The organism is Terrabacter sp. NPDC000476 (genome assembly GCF_040300125.1).
Lineage (GTDB): Bacteria > Actinomycetota > Actinomycetes > Actinomycetales > Dermatophilaceae > Terrabacter.
The window spans coordinates 228,781-248,718 of the sequence record NZ_JBEPDF010000003.1; the positions used below are offsets into that span (position 1 = coordinate 228,781).

17 protein-coding genes are annotated in these 19,938 nt (G+C 72.0%); 11 read left to right on the forward strand and 6 right to left on the reverse strand.

What is annotated here, in order from left to right:
- The first annotated feature begins 3 nt into the window (after positions 1–3).
- The 7 genes from nuoK to ABT295_RS17125 all read left to right on the forward strand — a co-directional run bounded on the left by nuoK (position 4) and on the right by ABT295_RS17125 (position 9,257).
- The gene (gene nuoK, locus ABT295_RS17095; protein WP_502991214.1) at positions 4–294 is read left to right on the forward strand and encodes an NADH-quinone oxidoreductase subunit NuoK; all 291 of its coding nucleotides are present in this window, start codon (positions 4–6) and stop codon (positions 292–294) included.
- Positions 295–310: 16 nt separating this feature from the next.
- On the forward strand, positions 311–2,293 hold the full coding sequence (nuoL, locus tag ABT295_RS17100; protein ID WP_352395601.1) for an NADH-quinone oxidoreductase subunit L: 1,983 nt from the start codon (positions 311–313) through the stop codon (positions 2,291–2,293).
- A gap of 8 nt (positions 2,294–2,301) precedes the next feature.
- A complete protein-coding gene (locus ABT295_RS17105; protein WP_352395938.1) occupies positions 2,302–3,903 on the forward strand; it encodes an NADH-quinone oxidoreductase subunit M in 1,602 nt (533 codons plus the stop codon).
- Positions 3,900–5,513, forward strand: coding sequence for an NADH-quinone oxidoreductase subunit NuoN (gene nuoN, locus ABT295_RS17110; protein ID WP_352395602.1), 1,614 nt, complete (start codon positions 3,900–3,902; stop codon positions 5,511–5,513). The genes ABT295_RS17105 and nuoN overlap by 4 nt, the downstream gene beginning before the upstream one ends.
- A gap of 34 nt (positions 5,514–5,547) precedes the next feature.
- The gene (locus ABT295_RS17115) at positions 5,548–6,564 is read left to right on the forward strand and encodes a polyprenyl synthetase family protein (protein ID WP_352395603.1); all 1,017 of its coding nucleotides are present in this window, start codon (positions 5,548–5,550) and stop codon (positions 6,562–6,564) included.
- Positions 6,565–6,670: 106 nt separating this feature from the next.
- Positions 6,671–7,867, forward strand: coding sequence for an alanine racemase (locus tag ABT295_RS17120; protein WP_352395604.1), 1,197 nt, complete (start codon positions 6,671–6,673; stop codon positions 7,865–7,867).
- Positions 7,868–7,949: 82 nt separating this feature from the next.
- Entirely contained in the window at positions 7,950–9,257 is a 1,308-nt protein-coding gene (locus ABT295_RS17125) for a D-arabinono-1,4-lactone oxidase (RefSeq protein WP_502991215.1), read from the forward strand.
- Positions 9,258–9,282: 25 nt separating this feature from the next.
- Here ABT295_RS17125 and ABT295_RS17130 read toward each other — a convergent pair whose 3' ends face one another.
- From ABT295_RS17130 to ABT295_RS17155, 6 genes are all read right to left on the reverse strand, one after another.
- On the reverse strand, positions 9,283–9,597 hold the full coding sequence (locus tag ABT295_RS17130) for a hypothetical protein (protein WP_352395606.1): 315 nt from the start codon (positions 9,595–9,597) through the stop codon (positions 9,283–9,285).
- A gap of 719 nt (positions 9,598–10,316) precedes the next feature.
- Entirely contained in the window at positions 10,317–11,729 is a 1,413-nt protein-coding gene (locus ABT295_RS17135; RefSeq protein WP_352395607.1) for a class II fumarate hydratase, read from the reverse strand.
- A 15-nt stretch (positions 11,730–11,744) separates the two neighbouring features.
- A complete protein-coding gene (locus ABT295_RS17140) occupies positions 11,745–13,226 on the reverse strand; it encodes an MFS transporter (RefSeq protein WP_352395608.1) in 1,482 nt (493 codons plus the stop codon).
- A 75-nt stretch (positions 13,227–13,301) separates the two neighbouring features.
- Positions 13,302–14,285 carry an EamA family transporter RarD gene (gene rarD, locus ABT295_RS17145; RefSeq protein ID WP_352395609.1) on the reverse strand — a complete coding sequence of 328 codons (984 nt, stop codon included), beginning with the start codon at positions 14,283–14,285 and terminating at the stop codon, positions 13,302–13,304.
- On the reverse strand, positions 14,282–15,361 hold the full coding sequence (locus tag ABT295_RS17150; RefSeq protein WP_352395939.1) for a 2-oxoacid:ferredoxin oxidoreductase subunit beta: 1,080 nt from the start codon (positions 15,359–15,361) through the stop codon (positions 14,282–14,284). The genes rarD and ABT295_RS17150 overlap by 4 nt, the downstream gene beginning before the upstream one ends.
- An 8-nt stretch (positions 15,362–15,369) precedes the next feature.
- A complete protein-coding gene (locus tag ABT295_RS17155; RefSeq protein WP_352395610.1) occupies positions 15,370–17,268 on the reverse strand; it encodes a 2-oxoacid:acceptor oxidoreductase subunit alpha in 1,899 nt (632 codons plus the stop codon).
- 165 nt (positions 17,269–17,433) lie between these two features.
- Here ABT295_RS17155 and ABT295_RS17160 point away from each other — a divergent pair, with 165 nt between their 5' ends.
- The 4 genes from ABT295_RS17160 to nuoH are packed head-to-tail and all read left to right on the forward strand — an operon-like array spanning position 17,434 to position 19,911.
- Complete coding sequence (locus tag ABT295_RS17160; protein ID WP_352395611.1) at positions 17,434–17,793, forward strand: NADH-quinone oxidoreductase subunit A; 360 nt, start codon at positions 17,434–17,436, stop codon at positions 17,791–17,793.
- Positions 17,793–18,410, forward strand: coding sequence for an NADH-quinone oxidoreductase subunit B (locus ABT295_RS17165; protein WP_352395612.1), 618 nt, complete (start codon positions 17,793–17,795; stop codon positions 18,408–18,410). Before ABT295_RS17160 ends, ABT295_RS17165 begins: the two co-directional genes overlap by 1 nt.
- Complete coding sequence (locus ABT295_RS17170) at positions 18,407–18,943, forward strand: NADH-quinone oxidoreductase subunit C (protein ID WP_502991190.1); 537 nt, start codon at positions 18,407–18,409, stop codon at positions 18,941–18,943. Before ABT295_RS17165 ends, ABT295_RS17170 begins: the two co-directional genes overlap by 4 nt.
- Positions 18,940–19,911 (forward strand): NADH-quinone oxidoreductase subunit NuoH, encoded by a 972-nt coding sequence (gene nuoH / locus ABT295_RS17175; protein WP_352395614.1) that lies wholly within the window; start codon positions 18,940–18,942, stop codon positions 19,909–19,911. Before ABT295_RS17170 ends, nuoH begins: the two co-directional genes overlap by 4 nt.
- Positions 19,912–19,938 lie beyond the last annotated feature (27 nt).

Below are 19,938 nucleotides of genomic sequence, written 5' to 3' on the forward strand. Positions count from 1 at the left end.
CCGATGCACTACATCTACCTCGCGGTGCTGCTCTTCGCGATCGGCGCGGCGGCCGTGCTGACGCGACGCAACGCGATCATCGTCTTCATGGGCGTCGAGCTCATGCTCAACGCGACGAACCTCGCCCTCGTCACCTTCTCGCGCATGCACGGCGCCCTCGACGGGCAGGTCATGGCGCTCTTCGTCATGGTCGTGGCCGCGGCCGAGGTCGTCGTGGGGCTCGCCATCATCATGGCGATCTTCCGTGCCCGCCGGTCGGCCTCGGTCGACGACGCCAACCTGCTGAAGCTGTAAGGAGCGCCGGCACACCATGGGAACTCTCGTCCAGACCCTCGCGAGCACGCCGACCCTCGGCTCGTACGCCGCGGGCCTCGCCACGCACGAAGGTGAGGCGCACGCCGCCACCGGCGTGACGGCATACGCGTGGCTGCTCGTCGCGCTGCCGCTGCTCGGCGCCGCGATCCTGCTGCTCGGCGGCCGGCGCACCGACAAGTTCGGCCCGCTCCTCGCGACCGCCCTCTCGTGGGGCGCCTTCCTCGTCGGCGCCCTCGTCTTCCTCGCCATGCTCGGCCGTGGCGCCGAGGACCGCGCCGTCGGCATCGACCTGTTCGACTGGGTGGCGGCCGGCTCCTTCAAGGTGAGCGCGGGCCTGCTCGTCGACCAGCTCTCGATGGTCTTCGTGCTGCTCATCACCTTCGTCGGGTCGCTCATCCACGTCTACTCGCTCGGCTACATGGAGCACGACCCCGACAAGCGGCGCTTCTTCGCCTACCTCAACCTCTTCGTCGCGGCGATGCTGCTGCTCGTCCTCGCCAACTCCTACCTGCTGCTCTACGTCGGCTGGGAGGGAGTGGGCCTCGCGAGCTACCTGCTCATCGGCTTCTGGAACTACAACCCGGCCTACGCGACCGCGGCCAACAAGGCGTTCGTCGCCAACCGCGTCGGTGACTTCGGGCTGTCCGTCGCCATCATGGTGATGTTCTTCCACTTCGGCGCCGTCGACTTCGAGACCGTGCTCGGCGCGGCCGGCGACAACGCGAACCAGGGCTTCATGACGGCCATCGGCCTGATGCTCCTGCTCGGTGCGTGCGGCAAGTCGGCGCAGTTCCCGCTGCAGAGCTGGCTCGGTGACGCCATGGCCGGCCCGACCCCGGTGTCGGCACTCATCCACGCCGCGACGATGGTCACGGCCGGTGTCTACCTCGTCGTGCGCTCGTCGGCGATCTTCGAGGCCGCCCCGACCGCGCAGCTCGTCGTCGTCATCGTCGGCGCGATCACGCTCCTCTTCGGTGCGGTCGTCGGTTGCGCGAAGGACGACATCAAGAAGGCCCTCGCGGCCTCGACGATGAGCCAGATCGGCTACATGATGCTCGCGGCGGGCCTCGGCCCGGTCGGCTACGCCTTCGCGATCTTCCACCTGCTCACGCACGGCTTCTTCAAGGCCGGCATGTTCCTCGGCGCCGGCTCCGTCATGCACGGCATGAACGACCAGGTCGACATGCGCCGCTTCGGCGGCCTGTCGGGCGCCATGAAGATCACGTGGGCCACCTTCGGCCTCGGCTGGCTGGCCATCCTCGGCGTGCCCCCGTTCTCGGGCTTCTGGTCCAAGGACAAGATCATCGAGGCGGCCTTCATCGGCGAGGGCTGGCGCCCGTGGGTCTTCGGGCTCGCCGCGCTGCTCGGCGCCGGTGTCACGGCGTTCTACATGTCGCGCCTGTTCTTCATGACCTTCCACGGCAAGAAGCGCTGGACCCACGACGTGCACCCGCACGAGTCGCCCAAGCTCATGACGATCCCGATGATGGTGCTCGCGGTCGGCTCGGCCTTCCTCGGCCTCATCGTCGGCCCGACCGGGCTGTTCACCTCGTGGCTCGAGCCGGTCACCGGCGCCGAGCCCGAGGGGGTCCACCCGGTCATCGCCGTGCCGGTCCTCATGGCCCTGACGCTGCTGCTCGTCGCGGGCGGCATCGCCCTCGCCTGGGTGCGCTACTGGCGCGAGGACGTGCCGGTCACGGCTCCCGCCGGCAACCTGCTGACGCAGGCCGCCCGCAAGGACCTCTACCAGGACCAGGTCAACGAGGGCCTGCTCATGCGGCCCGGGATCCACCTGACGCGCTCGCTCGTCTTCGCGGACGGCAAGGGCGTCGACGGTGCGGCCGGTGGCCTGGCCGCCCTCGTCGGCGGGACCAGCGCCCGCCTGCGCAAGCTGCAGAACGGCTTCGCGCGTTCGTATGCCCTGACGATGCTCGCCGGTGTCGTCGCCATTCTCGGTGCACTGTGGGTGATCTCCTGATGACGACCATGTCCAGCGTCCCGTGGCTGACGATCCTCGGGCTGATCCCGCTCGTCGGCGCGCTCCTCGTCGCCTTCGTGCCGGGCAGCGCGGAGAACGCGAAGCGGATGGCGCTCGGGTTCTCCCTCGTCACCCTCGTCGTGGGGATCGTCGCGGCCACGCAGTTCGACCGTGGCTCCAACGCTCAGTTCCAGCTCGGTGAGCAGCACTCGTGGATCCCGCAGTTCGGGGTCAGCTACGCCCTCGGCGTCGACGGCATCGCCCTCGTGCTCATCCTCATGGCGCTCGTGCTGACGCCCGTCTGCCTGCTCGCGGCCTGGCACGACGTGCCCGAGGAGGCCGGGGACAAGGGCGCGCAGCGCGTCAAGACGTACTTCGCGCTGCTGCTCGTGCTCGAGACGTTCATCGTCGGCGTCTTCGCCGCCACCGACGTGTTCCTCTTCTACGTCTTCTTCGAGGCCATGCTCATCCCGGTCTACTTCCTCATCGGCCGCTTCGGCGGGCCGCGCAGGCAGTACGCCGCGATGAAGTTCCTCCTCTTCTCGCTCGCCGGCGGGCTCATCATGCTGGTCGCCGTCATCGCGCTCTACCTGCAGGGGCCGGGCGGCACCGACGGCTTCCTCATCGAGCGCCTCACCGGTCTCTCGCTCGACCCGACGACCGAGCGGCTGCTCTTCTTCGGCTTCTTCTTCGCCTTCGCGGTGAAGGCGCCGATGGTGCCGTTCCACACCTGGCTGCCGGATGCCGCCACGGAGTCCTCGCCGGCGACGGCCACCCTCCTCGTCGGCGTGCTCGACAAGGTCGGCACCTTCGGGATGATCCGCTTCTGCCTGCAGCTCTTCCCGGACGCGAGCCGGTGGGCGACCCCGGTCGTCGTCGCGCTCGCCGTCATCTCGGTGATCTACGGCGCGCTGCTCGCCATCGGCCAGACCGACATGATGCGGCTCGTGTCCTACACGTCGGTCAGCCACTTCGGCTTCATCGTGCTGGGCATCTTCGCCTTCACCAACGTCGGCCACGCGGGCTCCACGCTCTACATGGTCAACCACGGGTTCTCGACGGCGGCGCTGTTCCTCTTCGCCGCGATGCTCGTGCGACGGCGGGGGAGCAAGCGGATCCCCGACTTCGGCGGCTGGCAGCGGATCACGCCGGGCCTCGCGGGCATCTTCCTCGTCGCGGGCCTCTCCGGCCTCGCGCTGCCGGGCCTGTCGAGCTTCGTCTCGGAGTTCCTGGTGCTCGTCGGCAGCTTCTCGACGCAGCCGGTGGCCGCCGTCATCGCGACGGCCGGCATCATCCTCGCGGCCCTCTACATCCTGCTGATGTACAAGAAGGTCATGACCGGCCCGAAGCCCGAGGGCCTCGTCGGTGAGCGGGAGCACGCCCGGCTCGACGCCAAGAGCCGCGGTGGTCTCAGCGTCGTGCGTGACCTGACGACGCGCGAGAAGATCGTCGCCGCGCCGCTCATCGCCGCGTTCGTCGTGCTCGGCTTCCTGCCGAACCTCGCCCTCAACGTCATCAACCCGGCCGTGGACAAGACCCTGTCGTTCGTCCAGCAGGCCGACCCGACCCTCAACCCGGCCGGCACCGTGGCCGAAGGGAGCTCGAAGTGACCGCCGTCGCACCGCTGGCACTGCCCACGCTGCCCGCAGCGTTCCAGCAGTCCAACGTCGACTACCTCGCGATCCTGCCGCTGCTCATCGTCTTCGGCGTGGCGCTCATCGGGGTCCTCGTCGAGGCGTTCGCGCCGCGTTCGCGCCGCCACACCATCCAGGTGACGCTCGCCGTGGTCGGCCTGCTCGCCGCGGCGGCCTCGATCGTGCTCGCCGCCAAGCACCAGGGCGTCACGATGGGCCTGACCGACGGGGCGACGAACCGTCAGCTCTTCGCGCTCGCCATCGACGGTCCCGCCCTCTTCATGCAGGGCACGATCGTGCTCATGGGTGTGCTCGGCGTCCTGACGATGTCGGAGCGCTTCGGCGGGGTCGGCCCCGACGCCTTCACCCCGAGCGGTGCCTCGACCCCGGGCTCGCAGAGCGAGACCGCGGCCGCCCGCGCCGGCGCGCTGACCTCGGAGGTCTTCCCGCTGACGATGTTCGCGATCTTCGGCATGATGCTCTTCCCGACGACGAACGACCTGCTCGGCATGTTCGTCGCGCTCGAGGTGCTCTCGCTGCCGCTCTACATCCTCTCCGGCCTCGCGCGCCGTCGTCGTCTTCTCTCGCAGGAGGCCTCGCTCAAGTACTTCCTGCTCGGCGCGTTCAGCTCGGCGTTCTTCCTCTTCGGCACGGCGCTGCTCTACGGCTACGCGGGCTCCGTCTACTTCGGCGACCTGAGCAAGGCGATCGCGTCCGGTCCGCTCGCGATGAACGGGCTGCTCCTGCCCGGCGCCTTCCTCGTCTTCGTCGGCCTGCTCTTCAAGGTCGGTGCGGTGCCGTTCCACGCCTGGACCCCGGACGTCTACCAGGGCGCCCCGACGCCGGTCACCGGGTTCATGGCGGCCTGCACCAAGGCGGCCGCGTTCGGCGCGATCCTCCGCCTCGCCTACGTCGGTCTCGACACGGGCCGCTGGGAGTGGACGAACGCCGTCGTCATCGTCGCGCTGCTGACGATGGTCGTCGGTGCGGTGCTGTCGGTGACGCAGACCGACATCAAGCGCCTGCTCGCCTACTCCTCGATCGCCCACGCCGGCTTCATCCTCGTCGGCGTCCTGGCGTTCGACCGCAAGGGTGTCGGTGCGGTGCTCTTCTACCTCGTGGCCTACGGCTTCTCGACGATCGCGGCCTTCGCCATCGTCTCGCTCGTGCGCCAGAACGGGGCCGAGGCCACGCACCTGTCGCAGTGGGCCGGGCTCGGCAAGCGCTACCCGGTCGTGGCCGGCGCGTTCGCCTTCCTCATGCTCGCCTTCGCCGGCATCCCGCTGACCTCGGGCTTCGTCTCGAAGTTCGGCGTCTTCTCGGCGGCCGTCGGCACGGGTGGCGCCACGGGCACCGTCCTCGCCGTCGTCGGCGTCGTGTGCAGCGCCATCACGGTGTTCGTCTACGCCCGGATCATCGTGCTGATGTTCTTCAGCGACGCACCGGACGACAGCGTCGAGGTCGTCACGCCGTCGGTGTCGACGACGTTCTCGATCGCCATCGGCACGCTCATCACGCTCGCCCTCGGCGTCCTGCCGTCGGCCCTGCTCGACCTCGCCGACCGCGCGTCGCAGTTCGTCCGATGACGGTGGCTGCGACGTGGGGCGGCCCCGGGCCGCGATGACGATGCACGCGACCCCGCCGGTCCTCGGGCTCCCCGGTGCCAGCGACGACCTCTCCGGCCGCCTGGCCGACGGGCTCGCCCGGGTCGACGCCCTCCTCACCGAGGTGGTCGACCACGACGACCCGTTCATCGCCGGGGCCTCGGCCCACCTGGTCGAGGCGGGGGGCAAGCGGTTCCGCCCGCTGCTCACCCTGCTCGCGGCCGAGCTCGGCGACGGCATCAACGACGACGTCGTGCGGGCCGCGGCCGGGGTCGAGCTGACCCACCTCGCCTCGCTCTACCACGACGACGTCATGGACGAGGCCGACGTGCGCCGCGGGGTGGCGTCGGTCAACGCCGCCTACGACAACTCGACGGCGATCCTCGTCGGCGACCTGCTCTTCGGCAAGGCGTCCGAGCTCGTCGCCGGGCTCGGGGCCGAGGCGGTCCTCATCCAGGCCCAGACCTTCGTGCGGCTGTGCTCCGGCCAGATCCGCGACGACCGGGCCTGCCCCGAGGGGGTCGACCCCGTCGACTACTACCTCGGCGTGCTGGCCGACAAGACCGGGGTGCTCATCGCCACGGCCGGTCGCTACGGCGCGATGTTCAGCGGCGGCACACCGGAGAGCATCGAGATCATGCGGTCCTATGGCGAGAAGGTCGGAGTGGCCTTCCAGCTCGCCGACGACCTCATCGACATCGCGTCCGACACCGACGCGAGCGGCAAGACGCCGGGCACCGACCTGCGCGAGGGGGTCGACACGCTCGCCGTGCTGCGCTTCCGAGCCATGGCCGACCCGGAGTCGACCGCCGACGCCCGCTTGCTCGAGCTGCTGGGCAGCGACCTCACCGACGACGCGGCCCTCGCCGAGACGCTGGGGCTGCTCCGCGCCCACCCGGCCCTCACGCTCGCCCGCGAGGAGACGTATGCCGTCGCCCGCCACGCGCAGGCCCTGCTCGACCCGCTTCCCGACGGCGACGCCAAGGCGGCACTGCAGGCACTCGCCCTCAGCGTCGTCGACCGCGTCGGCTGACGCGGTACGGCTGACGGGCCGGCAGGCGTACCGCCCGCCGGTGGACCGCCCACCGGGCAGCGCGAACCGGTGGTCGCACGCAGGGTCGCTGGGTAGGGTGCAAGCCATGCCCCGCCGACCGACGCCGCCTCCTGCAGGGCGCCGGTCGGCAGACCGGTTGACGACCGCCACCGCGCACCTGCCGGCTCCGCTCGCGGTCGTCGACCTGGATGCCTTCGACACCAACGCCGCCCGGCTCGTCGAGCTGGCCGGTGGGGTGCCGATCCGGGTGGCCACGAAGTCGCTGCGGTCCCGTCCGCTCATCGAGCGCGCGCTCGACCGGGAGGGGTTCGCCGGCCTCATGTGCTACTCGGTGCGCGAGGCGCTCTGGTGGGCGCGCAGCGGCCGGAGCGACCTGCTGGTCGCCTACCCGAGCGTCGACGTGCCCGCGCTGACCGAGCTCGCCGCCGACCGCGCGCTGCGGGACGCCGTCGTCGTCATGGTCGACAGCGTCGAGCACGCCGACCTGCTGGCCCGCGAGGTGCCCCGGCACGAGGGTCTGCGGGTGGCCGTCGACGTCGACGCCTCGCTGCGCGTCGGGCCGGCGCACGTCGGTGTCCGGCGCTCACCGGTGCGCACCCCGGCCGACGTCGAGGTCGTCGTGCGTCGCGCCCAGGAGCGCGGACTCGTGGTGAGCGGGCTGATGTTCTACGACGCCCAGATCGCCGGGCTGCCGGACTCCTCGCCGGTGGTGCGCCGGATGAAGACCGCCTCGGACGCCGACCTGCGGACCCGACGGGCGGAGGTCGTGGCCGCCGTGCGCGCCCTCGCCGACCTCGAGTTCGTCAACGGCGGCGGCACCGGCAGCCTGCACGTGACGCACCTCGACCCGTCGCTGACCGAGCTGGCCTCGGGCTCGGGCCTGTTCGCCCCGACCCTCTTCGACGGCTACGACGCCCTCGACCTCACCGCGGCTGCCTTCTTCGCCCTGCCCGTCGTGCGGCGTCCGGGCCCGGGGCTGGTGACGGCCTACGGCGGGGGCTACATCGCCTCGGGGCCCGCGGGCCCGTCACGGGTGCCGAGCCCGCTGCCGGAGCAGGACCTCGCGCTGCTGCCACGGGAGGGAGCGGGCGAGGTGCAGACCCCGCTCGTCGGCCGCGGCGCCGACCGGCTGCGCCTCGGTGACCGCGTCTGGTTCCGGCACGCCAAGGCCGGCGAGCTGGCTGAGCGGTTCGACGAGCTCGTGCTCGTCGCGGGGGATCGGGACGTCGAGGTGGTGGGCCGCGCCGCGACCTATCGAGGAGAGGGACAGAATTTTGGCTGACACCGAGCCGGCGGTCGAGCCCGCGGTCCAGCCCATCGCGGTCGAGCCCGTCGTGGTCGAGCCCACTGTCGCGCGCGAGGTCGTGCGGGCCGTCGCGTGGTCGAACTGGGCGGGCACCGAGACCAGCCGTCTGGCCCGGGTCGCCACGCCGCGCAGCGAGGCCGAGGTCGTCGACGAGGTGCGCCGAGCCGCGGCGAGAGGCCTGCGGATCAAGGCGATCGGCGCCGGGCACTCGTTCACCGGGGTCGCGGTGACCGACGGGGTGCAGCTGCGCCTCGGTGCCATGGCCGGTGTCACCTCGATCGACGCGACGCGCGGCGAGGCGACCGTGCGTGCGGGCACGGCGTTGCGGGTGCTCAACGAGGAGCTCGCGACCTTCGGCTGGGCGCTGCCCAACCTCGGCGACATCGACCGCCAGAGCCTGGCCGGCGCGACCGGCACCGGCACGCACGGCACGGGCCTGCGCCTCACCGGGCTGTCCGCCGGCATCCGGGCGCTGCGCATCGTGCTCGCCGACGGCTCGGTCGTCGACTGCTCGCCGACCCGCGAGCCGGAGCTGTTCGCCGCGGCCCGGCTGGGGCTCGGCGCGCTCGGGATCGTCACCGAGCTCACGGTCGCCGTCGTGCCGGCCTTCCTGCTGCACGCCGTCGAGAAGCCCGAGCCGCTGCTCGACCTGCTCGACCACCTCGACGAGGCCGTCGAGACGAACGACCACTTCGAGTTCTACTGGTTCCCGCACACCGACCGCACGCTGACCAAGCGCAACAACCGCGTCGGGCCCGGCACCGACGCGAGCCCGCTCCCGCGTTGGCGCGAGCGCCTCGACGACGACCTGCTCAGCAACCGCTTCTTCGAGCTGACGAACCGGGTGGCGACCCGTGTGCCGCGCTCGACGCGACTCATCAACGCCGTGGCGTCCCGCGCCCTGACGGAGCGGCAGTACACCGATCGCTCGCACCGCGTGTTCGTCACCGACCGCGAGGTGCGGTTCGCGGAGTCGGAGTGGGCCTTCCCCCGCGCGGCCCTCGGCGACGTGCTCCTCGAGCTGCGCGCGTGGGTCGACGCGCACGACGAGCAGATCTCGTTCCCGGTGGAGTGCCGGGTGGCGGCTGCGGACGACGTGTGGCTCTCGACGGCCCACGAGCGGGAGAGCGCCTACGTCGCGGTCCACCGCTACCACCGGCAGCGTCCCGGCGCGTACTTCGCCGCCTTCGAGGCGATCGCGGTCAACCACGGCGGCCGGCCGCACTGGGGCAAGATCCACACCCGCAGCGCCGACGACCTCCGCGCGCTCTACCCGCGCTTCGACGACTTCGTGGCCGTGCGCGACCGCGTCGACCCGCACCGCCGTTTCGCCAACCCCTACCTCGACCGAGTGCTCGGGCGCTGACCGGTCCCGGGTGCGGACCGCTCGCTCAGCCGCGGGCCCGCGCCGAGCGCTGGCGCTCCCAGGCCAGGGTCAGGGCGCTCCGGATGGCGTCGGCATCGCCACCGAGGTCGGCCTGCAGCTTGTCGTGGGCCTCCCACCGGGGTGGCACCCCGAACGTGTCGGGGTGGGTCGCGACGAGCTGCTCCCGGTCACGCCCACCCAGTCGGATGAGCACGGTGCCGGCCGCGTCGACGCGGGCGACGAGCAGTCCGTCGACGTACCACGCACGGCGCCCGTCGCGGTGTCTGGCGCGGATGCCGTCGAGCTTCCCGAGACAGGTGTCGACGTCGTCGAGGGTCATCGTCCGAGCGTAGGCGGGAACGGGTGAGCGCGGCGGGCTCAGGGAGGCTCTGGTGGGGGTCGGTCGCGGCCTCTGCGTTGCGTCGTGTGGTGACGCGGGATGGACAGGGGCGGTGGGGGTCGGGGTGACGCCCCTCTGCGTTGCGTCGTGTGGTGACGCGCGGTGGGAGGGAGGCTCTGCGTTGCGTCCGGTGGAGACGCACGGTGCTCAGGTCATCTGGCGACGCAATGCAGAGGGGCTGGGGGTGGCTGTGCGTTGCGTCGAGTGGTGACGCGCGGTGGGAGGGAGGCTCTGCGTTGCGTCCGGTGGAGACGCACGGTGCCCACGTCACCTGGCGACGCAATGCAGAGGGGCTGGGGGTTGCTCTGCGTTGCGTCGCGTAGTGGCGCGCGGTGGGCAAGGGGTGCTGTGCGTTGCGTCGGGTGGTGACGCGCGGTGGGAGGGAGGCTCTGCGTTGCGTCGGGTGGAGACGCACTGTGCCCACGTCACCTGGCGATGCAATGCAGAGGGGCTGGGGGTGCACATCCGGGTTCCGCGGGCCCGTCGATCTCACCCCACCGCGGCCTCGCTCGCGGGGATCACGTGCGAGAGGGCGCTGCGGACAGCGTCGGCCGGGCGCCTGCGTCCTGTGGCGACGCAATGCAGAGGGGCTGGGGGAGCAACTTCCGGAGAAGTCCAGCGCCCCGCCGGCGACGTGCCCGTCCAGCGCCGGCCGGTGCTCAGCCGGCGGCTGGCGGGCGGGTCATCGACAGGACGTCGAGGGCCTCGTCGAGCTGCTGCTCGGTGAGGCGTCCCTCGGCGACGTGACCCGCGTCGATGACGACCTCGCGGATCGAGCGGCGCTCGCGGATCGCCTGCTTGACGACGGCCGCGGCCGCCTCGTAGCCGATGTAGCGGTTGAGCGGCGTCACGATCGACGGCGAACCCTCGGCGAGCGCACGCGCGTGCTCCACCTCGGCGGTGATGCCGTCGACGCACCGGTCGGCGAGCAGCCGGCTAGTGGCGGCGAGGAGGCCGATCGACTCCAGGACGTTGCGGGCGAGCACGGGCAGCATCACGTTGAGCTCGAAGTTGCCGGCCGCGCCGGCCATCGTGATCGTCGCGTCGTTGCCGATGACCTGGGCGCACGCCATGAGCGTCGCCTCCGGCACCACCGGGTTGACCTTGCCCGGCATGATGCTCGAGCCCGGCTGCAGGTCGGGCAGGTGGATCTCGCCGAGACCGGTGCGCGGCCCGGAGCTCATCCAGCGCAGGTCGTTGCAGATCTTGGTCAGGCTGACCGCCACGACCTTGAGGGCGCCGGAGAGCTCGACCACGGCGTCCTGCGCCGACTGGGCTTCGAAGTGGTCGGTCGCCTCGCGGAACGAGATCCCGGTGACGCCCGAGACCCGCTCGATCACCGCACGGGCGAAGCCCGGGGCCGCGTTGAGACCGGTGCCCGCAGCCGTGCCGCCGAGGGGCAGCTCGCTCGTCGCCTTGGCCGCCGCGCGCACCCGGCCCGCGCCGAGCTCGACCTGCCGGCGGTAGCCGCCGAACTCCTGTCCGAGCGTCACCGGGACCGCGTCCATCAGGTGGGTGCGTCCGGCCTTGACGACGTCGGCGAACTCGGCCTGTTTGCGGCCGAGGGCGGCGGCGAGGTGCTCGAGCGCCGGTACGAGGTCGGTGACGGCTGCGACCGTGGCCGCGATCCGGAGCGCGCTGGGGAAGGTGTCGTTGCTCGACTGACCGGCGTTGACGTGGTCGTTCGGATGGACGTCGAGCCCCGAGGAGAGGTGCGCGAGGCGTGCCACGACCTCGTTGACGTTCATGTTCGTCGAGGTGCCGGAGCCGGTCTGGAACACGTCGACGGGGAACTGGTCGTCGTGCTCGCCGCCGGCCACCGCGGTCGCGGCGTGGGCGATCGCCTCGGCCCGCTCGGTGTCGATCACGCCCAGGTCGGCGTTGACCCCGGCCGCCGCGGCCTTGAGCCGGGCGAGGGCGTGCACGACACCGGCCGGCACCGGCTGCCCGCTGATCGGGAAGTTCTCGACGGCGCGGGCCGTCTGCGCGCCCCACAACGCGTCCGCGGGCACCTGGACCTCGCCCATCGAGTCGTGCTCGGTCCGGAAGCCCTGCGTGTCGGCGTCGCTCATGCGGTCCATTCTGCGTCAGGGACGCGACGCGGTGACGTCGTGGTCGTGCGCGGTGCCGGGGCAGCCCTCGGAGCCGGCGCACGACCACCCGGCCGCAACCGCCTGCGTGGGCCGCGCGACCGGGTTGCGGATGAGCAGCCACGACACGGCGCCGCCGACGACGAGCAGACCGGCGCAGATCAGCAGGGCCGTCCGGTAGCCGGCGGAGAACGCCTCGGGCACGGCGTAGTCCGAGCCGCTCAGTCCCACGACGGCCGGGAGCGCCGCGACGGCGAGCAGGCTGCCCGCACGCGCGACCGCGTTGTTGACGCCGCTCGCGACCCCGGCGTAGCGGTCCGGGGCGGCCGCGAGCACCGTCGCCGTCAGCGGCGCGACGAGCAGCGTCAGCCCGAGACCGAAGATCGAGATGCCGGGCAGCACCGCGGTCCAGTACGTCGAGCCGGCCCCGACGCGCGAGAGCAGCAGGACGCCGGTCGCGCAGACGAGTGGCCCGACGGTCATCGGCAGGCGTGGACCGATGCGCGAGGCGAGCTCGCCTCCGCGAGCGGCGAGGAGCAGCATGAGCACGGTCACGGGCAGCGACGCCATCCCGGCGAGGAGGGGACCGTAGCCGAGGACGGTCTGGACCTGGAGGGTGAGGAAGAAGAAGACCGCGCCGAGCGCGGCGTAGACGAGCAGGGTCATGGCGTTGGCCGCGCTGAACTGGCGCGAGGCGAAGAGAGTGGGCGCCACCATGGGATGGGAGGTGCGCCGCTCGGCCACGACGAAGCCGGCACCGAGCAGGACCCCGAGCGCACCGACCCCGAGCGCGGGCCCGACGCCGAGCGCCTCGTGCTGGATGAGGGCGAACGTCGTCACGCCGAGCGCGAGCGTCGCGAGCACGGCACCCGTCACGTCGAAGCGGTGGTCGGCCTCCTCGTCGCGGGTCTCGGGCACGTGCAGCTGGGCGATCCAGATGGTGGCGACGCCGAGGGGCACGTTGACGAGGAAGGCCCAGCGCCAGCTCGCGTACTGCACGAGCCACCCGCCGACGAACGGCCCGAGGGCGGAGGCGATGCCGCCCAGGCCCGACCACGTGCCGATGGCCTTGCCCCGGTCGGACGGGCGGAAGGAGGCCTGGATCATCGACAGGCTGCCGGGCGTCAGCAGGGCCCCGCCGACGCCCTGGAGCACCCGCGCGACGACGAGCTGCCCCGGTGACTGCGCGAGTCCGCACGCCGCGGAGGCCACGGTGAACCACGCGACCCCGACGACGAAGACGCGCCGCCGGCCGAAGCGGTCACCGAGCGAGCCGCCGAGCAGGATGAGGGAGGCGAGGGCCAGCAGGTAGCCGTTGGTGATCCACTGGAGGTCGGCGAGGCTCGCGCCGAGCTCCTCGCCGATGCGCACGAGGGCGACGTTGACGACCGTCCCGTCGAGCAGGGCCATCCCCGACCCGAGCACGGCGGCCGCGATGACGAACCGACCGGTGCGGGAGCCGAGGGCGATGTCGCTCACCTCGGCAGTGTGGCACCAGCCGGGCGACCGCGGGCGGTCAGCGCCCGCTCGTCGTCCGCGTGGGTCCCGTGCGGCTCAGCGCGGGCAGTCGTCGACGGGGAGCTGGCGCCGGGCGGCGCGGGCGCTGCGCATCCCGACGAGCGAGTCGACGGTGAGCACGACGAGCGCCACCCACACGACGGCGAAGCCGATCCAGCGTTCCCGCGGCATGTGCTCGTCGAGGAGGAGCACCGCGCAGAGCAGCTGCATGACCGGGGTGATGAACTGGATGAGGCCGATCGAGACGAGCGGGATGCGCCGGGCCGCGGCCGCGAAGCAGAGCAGCGGGACGGCCGTCACGAGGCCCGAGAGGACGAGCAGCGAGGTGTGCACGCCGCCGTGCCGCCCGAACTCGAGGCCACCCTGCGAGCCCACGACGAGCAGCAGCACGACGGCCACCGGAGCGAGCACCACGGTCTCGACCGTGAGGCCGTGGATCGCGTCGAGGCTGACCCCGACCTTCTTCTTCGTCAGGCCGTAGAGCGCGAACGAGAACGCCAGCGCCAGGGCGACCCACGGCACGCGGCCACCCGCGACGCCGAGGTAGACGCCGGCGCCGACGCCGATGCCGACCGCGACCCACTGCAGCACCCGGAGGCGCTCGCCGAGCACGACGACGCCGAGGGCCACGGTGACGAGCGGGTTGAGGAAGTAGCCGAGCGCCGCCTCGGACGTGTTGCCCGAGGTGACCGCGGCGACGTAGACGACCCAGTTGACGGCGATGAGGACGGCGGCCACGGCGGTGCCGGCGAGCAGCCGGGGCCGCCGGAGCAGCGGCCGCACCCAGCCGAGGTCGCGCGAGACGAGCAGCACGAGCAGGCAGAGCAGCAGCGTCCAGAGGATGCGGTGCGCGAGGATCTCCCACGGCCCGGCGGGCTTGAGGGCGTCGAAGTAGAGCGGGAAGAGCCCCCAGATCCCGTACGCCGCGAAGCCGAGCAGCGTGCCGCGCCCGACCTCGTTCTGCGGGGAGCCCACCGACGCCGGGGTGTCGACGGCCGTGCTGGTCTCGCGGGTGGTCACGCCCCCACGGTCCAGGTGTCCCGGCCGGCGAGCAGGGCGTCGATGTCGGCGTCGGTGACCTCGCCGGTGCGGGCCGAGGCGACCTGCTCGCGGAGCGAGTCGTCGTACGTCGGCCGCGACACGTCGCGGAAGATCCCCATCGGCACGTGGCCGAGGTCGGGGCTGTCCAGCCGCGAGAGCGCGAACGCCGCCGAGGGGTCCGCGGCCGAGGCGTCGTGGCGCACGATGCGGGTCGGGTCGGCGTCGGCCCGCGGCACGACCGCGAGAGAGCCCCGCTCGTCGCGCACGACGACCGTCTCCGCGGTGCCGACCTCCTCGCCGTCGGTGAGGTGCAGGATGCGCGCAGCCGCCTCGGTGCGGTCCTTGAGGACGTCGAAGACGCCGTCGTTGAAGATCGGGCAGTTCTGGTAGATCTCGACGAGCGCCGAGCCACGGTGGGCGGCGGCCGCGCGGAGCACCGAGGTCAGGTGCTGGCGGTCGGAGTCCATCGTGCGCGCCACGAAGCTCGCCTCAGCGCCGAGGGCGAGCGACACCGGGTTGAAGGGAGTGTCGAGCGAGCCGAGCGGCGTCGACTTCGTCACCTGGCCGACGTGCGAGGTGGGGGAGTACTGCCCCTTCGTCAGGCCGTAGATCTCGTTGTTGAAGAGCAGGATCGTGAGGTTGACGTTGCGGCGCAGGGCGTGGATGAGGTGGTTGCCGCCGATGGACAGGGCGTCGCCGTCGCCGGTGACGACCCACACCGAGAGGTCCTCACGCGTCGCGGCGAGACCGGTCGCGATGGCCGGGGCGCGCCCGTGGATCGAGTGCATGCCGTAGGTGTCGAGGTAGTACGGGAAGCGCGAGCTGCACCCGATGCCCGAGACGAAGACGATGTTCTCGCGCTTGAGCCCGAGCTCGGGCAGGAAGCCCTGCACGGCGGCGAGGATCGCGTAGTCGCCACAGCCCGGGCACCAGCGCACCTCCTGGTCGGAGGTGAAGTCCTTCTTGGTCAGTGCGGTCCCGTCGGTGAGCCGGGGCACGGCGGCGGTGCCGAGGGCACCGGGGCCGGCGGTCGGCATACCGAGGTCGACGGGCAGGTCGGTGGTCACTTGGCGGCCTCCTTCAGGGGCGCGTCCGACAGGGACGACACGGCGGTGGCGATGACGTCGGCGAGCTCGCCCGCCTGGAAGGGCAGGCCGCGCACCGAGGTGTGCGACTCGATGTCGACGAGGTACTTCGCGCGGAGCAGCAGCGCGAGCTGGCCGAGGTTCATCTCCGGCACGATGACCCGCTCGTACGAGCGCAGCACCTCACCGGTGTTGGCGGGGAACGGGTTGAGGTGGCGCAGGTGCGCCTGGGCCACGCGGGCGCCGGTGGCCCGCGCCAGGCGTACGGCCGCGGCGATCGGACCGAACGTCGACCCCCACCCCAGCACGAGCACGTCGGCGTCGCCCGTCGGGTCGTCGACGGCGAGCGGCTCGACCGTGTCGGCGATGCCGTCGATCTTGGCCTGGCGCAGCCGCGTCATGTGGTCGTGGTTGTCGGGGTCGTAGGAGATGTTGCCCGTGACGTCGGCCTTCTCGATGCCGCCGACCCGGTGCTCGAGTCCCGGCGTGCCCGGGATGGCCCACGGGCGCGCGAGCGTCTCCGGGTCGCGCAGGTAGGGGTGGAAGACCGGCTGGCCCTTGTCGTCGACGGCGTTCGGCTCGGTCGCGAACTCCACGGCGATGTCGGGCAGCTCTGCGGTCTGCGGCAGCCGCCACGGCTCGGAGCCGTTCGCGAGGTAGCCGTCCGACAGCACGATGACCGGGGTGCGGTAGGTCGTCGCGATGCGCACGGCCTCGACGGCGACGTCGAAGCAGTCGGCGGGGGTGGAGGGGGCGACGACGGCGACGGGGGACTCGCCGTTGCGGCCGAAGAGCGCCTGGAGGAGGTCGGCCTGCTCGGTCTTCGTCGGCAGGCCGGTCGAGGGGCCACCGCGCTGGATGTCGCAGACGATGAGCGGCAGCTCGAGCGAGACGGCCAGGCCGATCGTCTCGGCCTTGAGCGCGAGCCCGGGACCCGACGTCGTCGTGACCCCCAGCGCGCCGCCGAACGACGCGCCGAGCGCGGCGCCGACGCCCGCGATCTCGTCCTCCGCCTGCATCGTCGCGACGCCGTAGCGCTTGAGACCGGCAAGCGTGTGGAGGATGTCGGAGGCCGGGGTGATCGGGTAGCTGCCGAGGAAGAGCGGCAGGTGCGCGCGGTGCGCGGCGGCCACGAGCCCGAGCGAGAGCGCGACGTTGCCGGTGACGTTGCGGTAGGTGCCGGCCGGCATCGTGGCGGGGGCGACCTCGTAGGCGACCGCGAAGTCCTCGGTCGTCTCGCCGTAGTTGAAGCCGGCCCGCAGCGCGGTGAGGTTGGCCTCGAGGATCTCGGGCTTGTCGGCGAACTTCGCCTTGAGGAAGGCCTCGGTGCCGTCCATCGGCCGTGTGTAGAGCCAGGAGAGCAGGCCGAGCGCGAACATGTTCTTCGCGCGCTCCTTCTCCTTGCGGGTCAGGTCGGTGAAGGCCGCCAGCGCCTCGACGGCGATCGAGGTGAGCGCGACCGGGTGCACGTCGTAGGAGTCGAGCGAGCCGTCGTCGAGGGGGCTCTCGGTGTAGCCGACCTTGGCGAGGTTGCGCTTGCTGAACTCGTCGGTGTTGACGATGACCGTCGCGCCGCGCGGCAGGTCGCGCAGGTTGGCCTTGAGCGCGGCGGGGTTCATCGCGACGAGCACGTCGGGTGCGTCGCCGGGGGTCAGCACGTTGTGGTCGGCGAAGTGCAGCTGGAAGCTCGAGACGCCGGGCAGCGTGCCCTGGGGCGCCCGGATCTCGGCGGGGAAGTTCGGCAGGGTCGACAGGTCGTTGCCGAGCAGCGCGGTCTGCGACGTGAAGCGGTCGCCCGTCAGCTGCATGCCGTCGCCCGAGTCCCCGGCGAATCGGATGACCACGCGATCGAGCTTCTGGACCAGTTTGGCGCTCATGCTCTGCGACGTCCTCGATCTTCCATACGATTCACGGCCCGGAGCCCTGTGCGGCGGGCAACTTCCATGCTATGTCTCGCTGCTGCGCAGTTCGTGCACCTGCCACAACGTGGACGAGGTGGCGTCACGTCCCCTGCGGCGGGCGGCATGGATAGGCTGACGGCCATGTCCGGGTACGTGGCCGTCGCAGCGGTGCTGGGGGCGGGCGTCCTGCTCGTCACGGCGGCGATGGCGGTGCGCCGTCTGCTCGCGCCCCGCGCACCCCACCTCGCGAAGCTGACGACCTACGAGTCGGGCGTCGACCCGGTCGGCGAGGGCTGGGCGCAGACGAAGGTCCGCTACTTCGTCTTCTCCTTCCTCTACGTCGTCTTCGCCGTCGACGCCGTCTACCTCTTCCCGTGGGCGACGGTCATCCGCGACGCCGACCTCGGCCGCGCCAGCCTCGTCGAGATGGGCATCTTCATCGCGGTCATCGTGCTCGGGCTCGCGCACGCCGGCCGGCGCGATCTGCTGAGGTGGGTGTGATGGCGGGCGATCCCGTGGACCTGCCGCTGCCCACCCTGCGGCCCGCGACGATGGGGGTCGTCGGGGAGCACGCGCCCAAGCCCGTCAAGGTCGTGCTCAACTGGGGCCGGCGCTACTCCCTCTGGGTCTTCAACTTCGGACTCGCCTGCTGCGCCATCGAATTCATCGCCGCGTCGATGGGTCGCCACGACTTCATCCGCCTCGGCGTGATCCCCTTCGCGCCCGGCCCGCGCCAGGCCGACCTCATGGTCGTCTCCGGCACCGTCACCGACAAGATGGCACCCGCGATCCGGCGCCTCTACGACCAGATGCCCGAGCCGAAGTACGTCATCTCCTTCGGCGCCTGCTCGAACTCCGGCGGCCCCTACTGGGACTCCTACTCCGTCACGAAGGGCGTCGACCAGATCGTGCCGGTCGACGTCTACGTGCCCGGCTGCCCGCCGCGTCCGGAAGCCCTGCTGCACGGCATCATCCGGCTGCAGGAGCAGATCGCGAGCGAGCGCCTGACCGCCCAGAAGCTGCGTGGGAGGTATGCCGGCACGCGCGTCGCGAGCGCCGGTGACGTGCGCCGCCCGCTCCTCCGGCGGGCACCGAAGCGCGCCGAGGGCGAGCAGTGAGGGTCACCGACGTGCGCGACGTCCCCTTCGGGGAGTGGTCGGGCACCGTGCTCGCCGTCCGCGAGGAGGGCTACACGTACTTCGACTGGCTGACGGCCGTCGACGAGACCGACCGCGAGGGCGATGCGGCGGGCTTCGACGTCGTCGTCCACCTCATCGACCCGCGCGCGCCGCGGGCGGAGGGCGGGCTGCCGTCCATGCTGCTGCGCACGCGGGTGCCCGAGGGCCTCGCGGTGCCCTCGCTCACCCCGATCTTCCGGGGCGCCGCGTGGCACGAGCGCGAGACGCACGAGATGTTCGGCGTCGACTTCGACGGGTTCGACGACGGCACGGGCCTCGGCCTGCGGCCGCTCCTGCTGCCGGACGGCTTCGAGGGCACGCCGCTGCGCAAGTCGTTCGTCCTCGCGGCCCGGGCGTCCAAGGCGTGGCCGGGAGCGAAGGAGCCGGGGGAGGGGCACGACTCCGCGCGCGCCCCGGGGCGTCGCCGGGTGCAGGCGCCCGGTGTGCCCGGGCCCGAGTGGGGGCCGCGGTGACCCTCGAGCTGGCCCCGTGGGCCGAGGTGGTGCTGCGCGCCGGGGCGGTGCTCGCCGCCTTCCTCGTGCTGCCGCTCCTCGTGGGCCAGACCGAGCACAAGGTCATGGCGCACATGCAGGGTCGCCTCGGGCCGATGTATGCCGGTGGCTTCCACGGGTGGGCCCAGCTCGTCGCCGACGGCGTGAAGTTCGTGCAGAAGGAGGACATCGTGCCGGCCCGCGCCGACCGCTGGGCCTTCCGGCTCGCGCCGTTCGTCGCGCTGATCCCCTACCTCGTGGCGCTCGCCGTCATCCCGTTGTCGCCGACCGTGGTCGGCGCCGAGGTCGACGCGAGCGTGCTGCTCGTCCTGGCCGTCATCGGCGTCGGGATCATCGGCACCCTAATGGCAGGGTGGGCCTCGGCGAACAAGTACTCCCTGCTCGGCGCGATGCGTGCGGCGGCGCAGCTCGTCTCGTACGAGCTGCCGATGGTGCTCGCGGTCGCCTCGGTGGCGCTCGCGGCCGGCAGCCTCTCGCTCGTCGCCATCGCCGAGGCGTGGAACCCGTGGTGGCTCCTCTGGCAGCTGCCGGGTGCGGTCGTCTTCCTCGTGACCGCCCTCGCCGAGCTGCAGCGGCCGCCGTTCGACATGCCGCTCGCCGACTCCGAGATCGTCTTCGGGGCGTTCACGGAGTACACCGGGCTGCGCTTCGCCTTCTTCCTGCTCTCGGAGTACGCCGGCATCGTCGTCATGTCGCTCCTCTTCGCCGTGCTCTACCTCGGCGGCTGGGCGGGGCCGCTCGAGCCGTGGCTCGGCTGGCTCTGGACCCTGCTCAAGGGTTTCCTCGTCGCGATCGTCGTCATCTGGCTGCGCGTGTCGTGGCCGCGCATGCGGGAGGACCAGCTGCAACGCCTCGCCTGGGTCTGGCTCGTGCCGATGGCCCTGCTCCAGCTCGCCCTCACAGCAGTAGGGGTGGTGGTCTCCACATGACCCGACCCCCGCCCACCCCGCCAACCC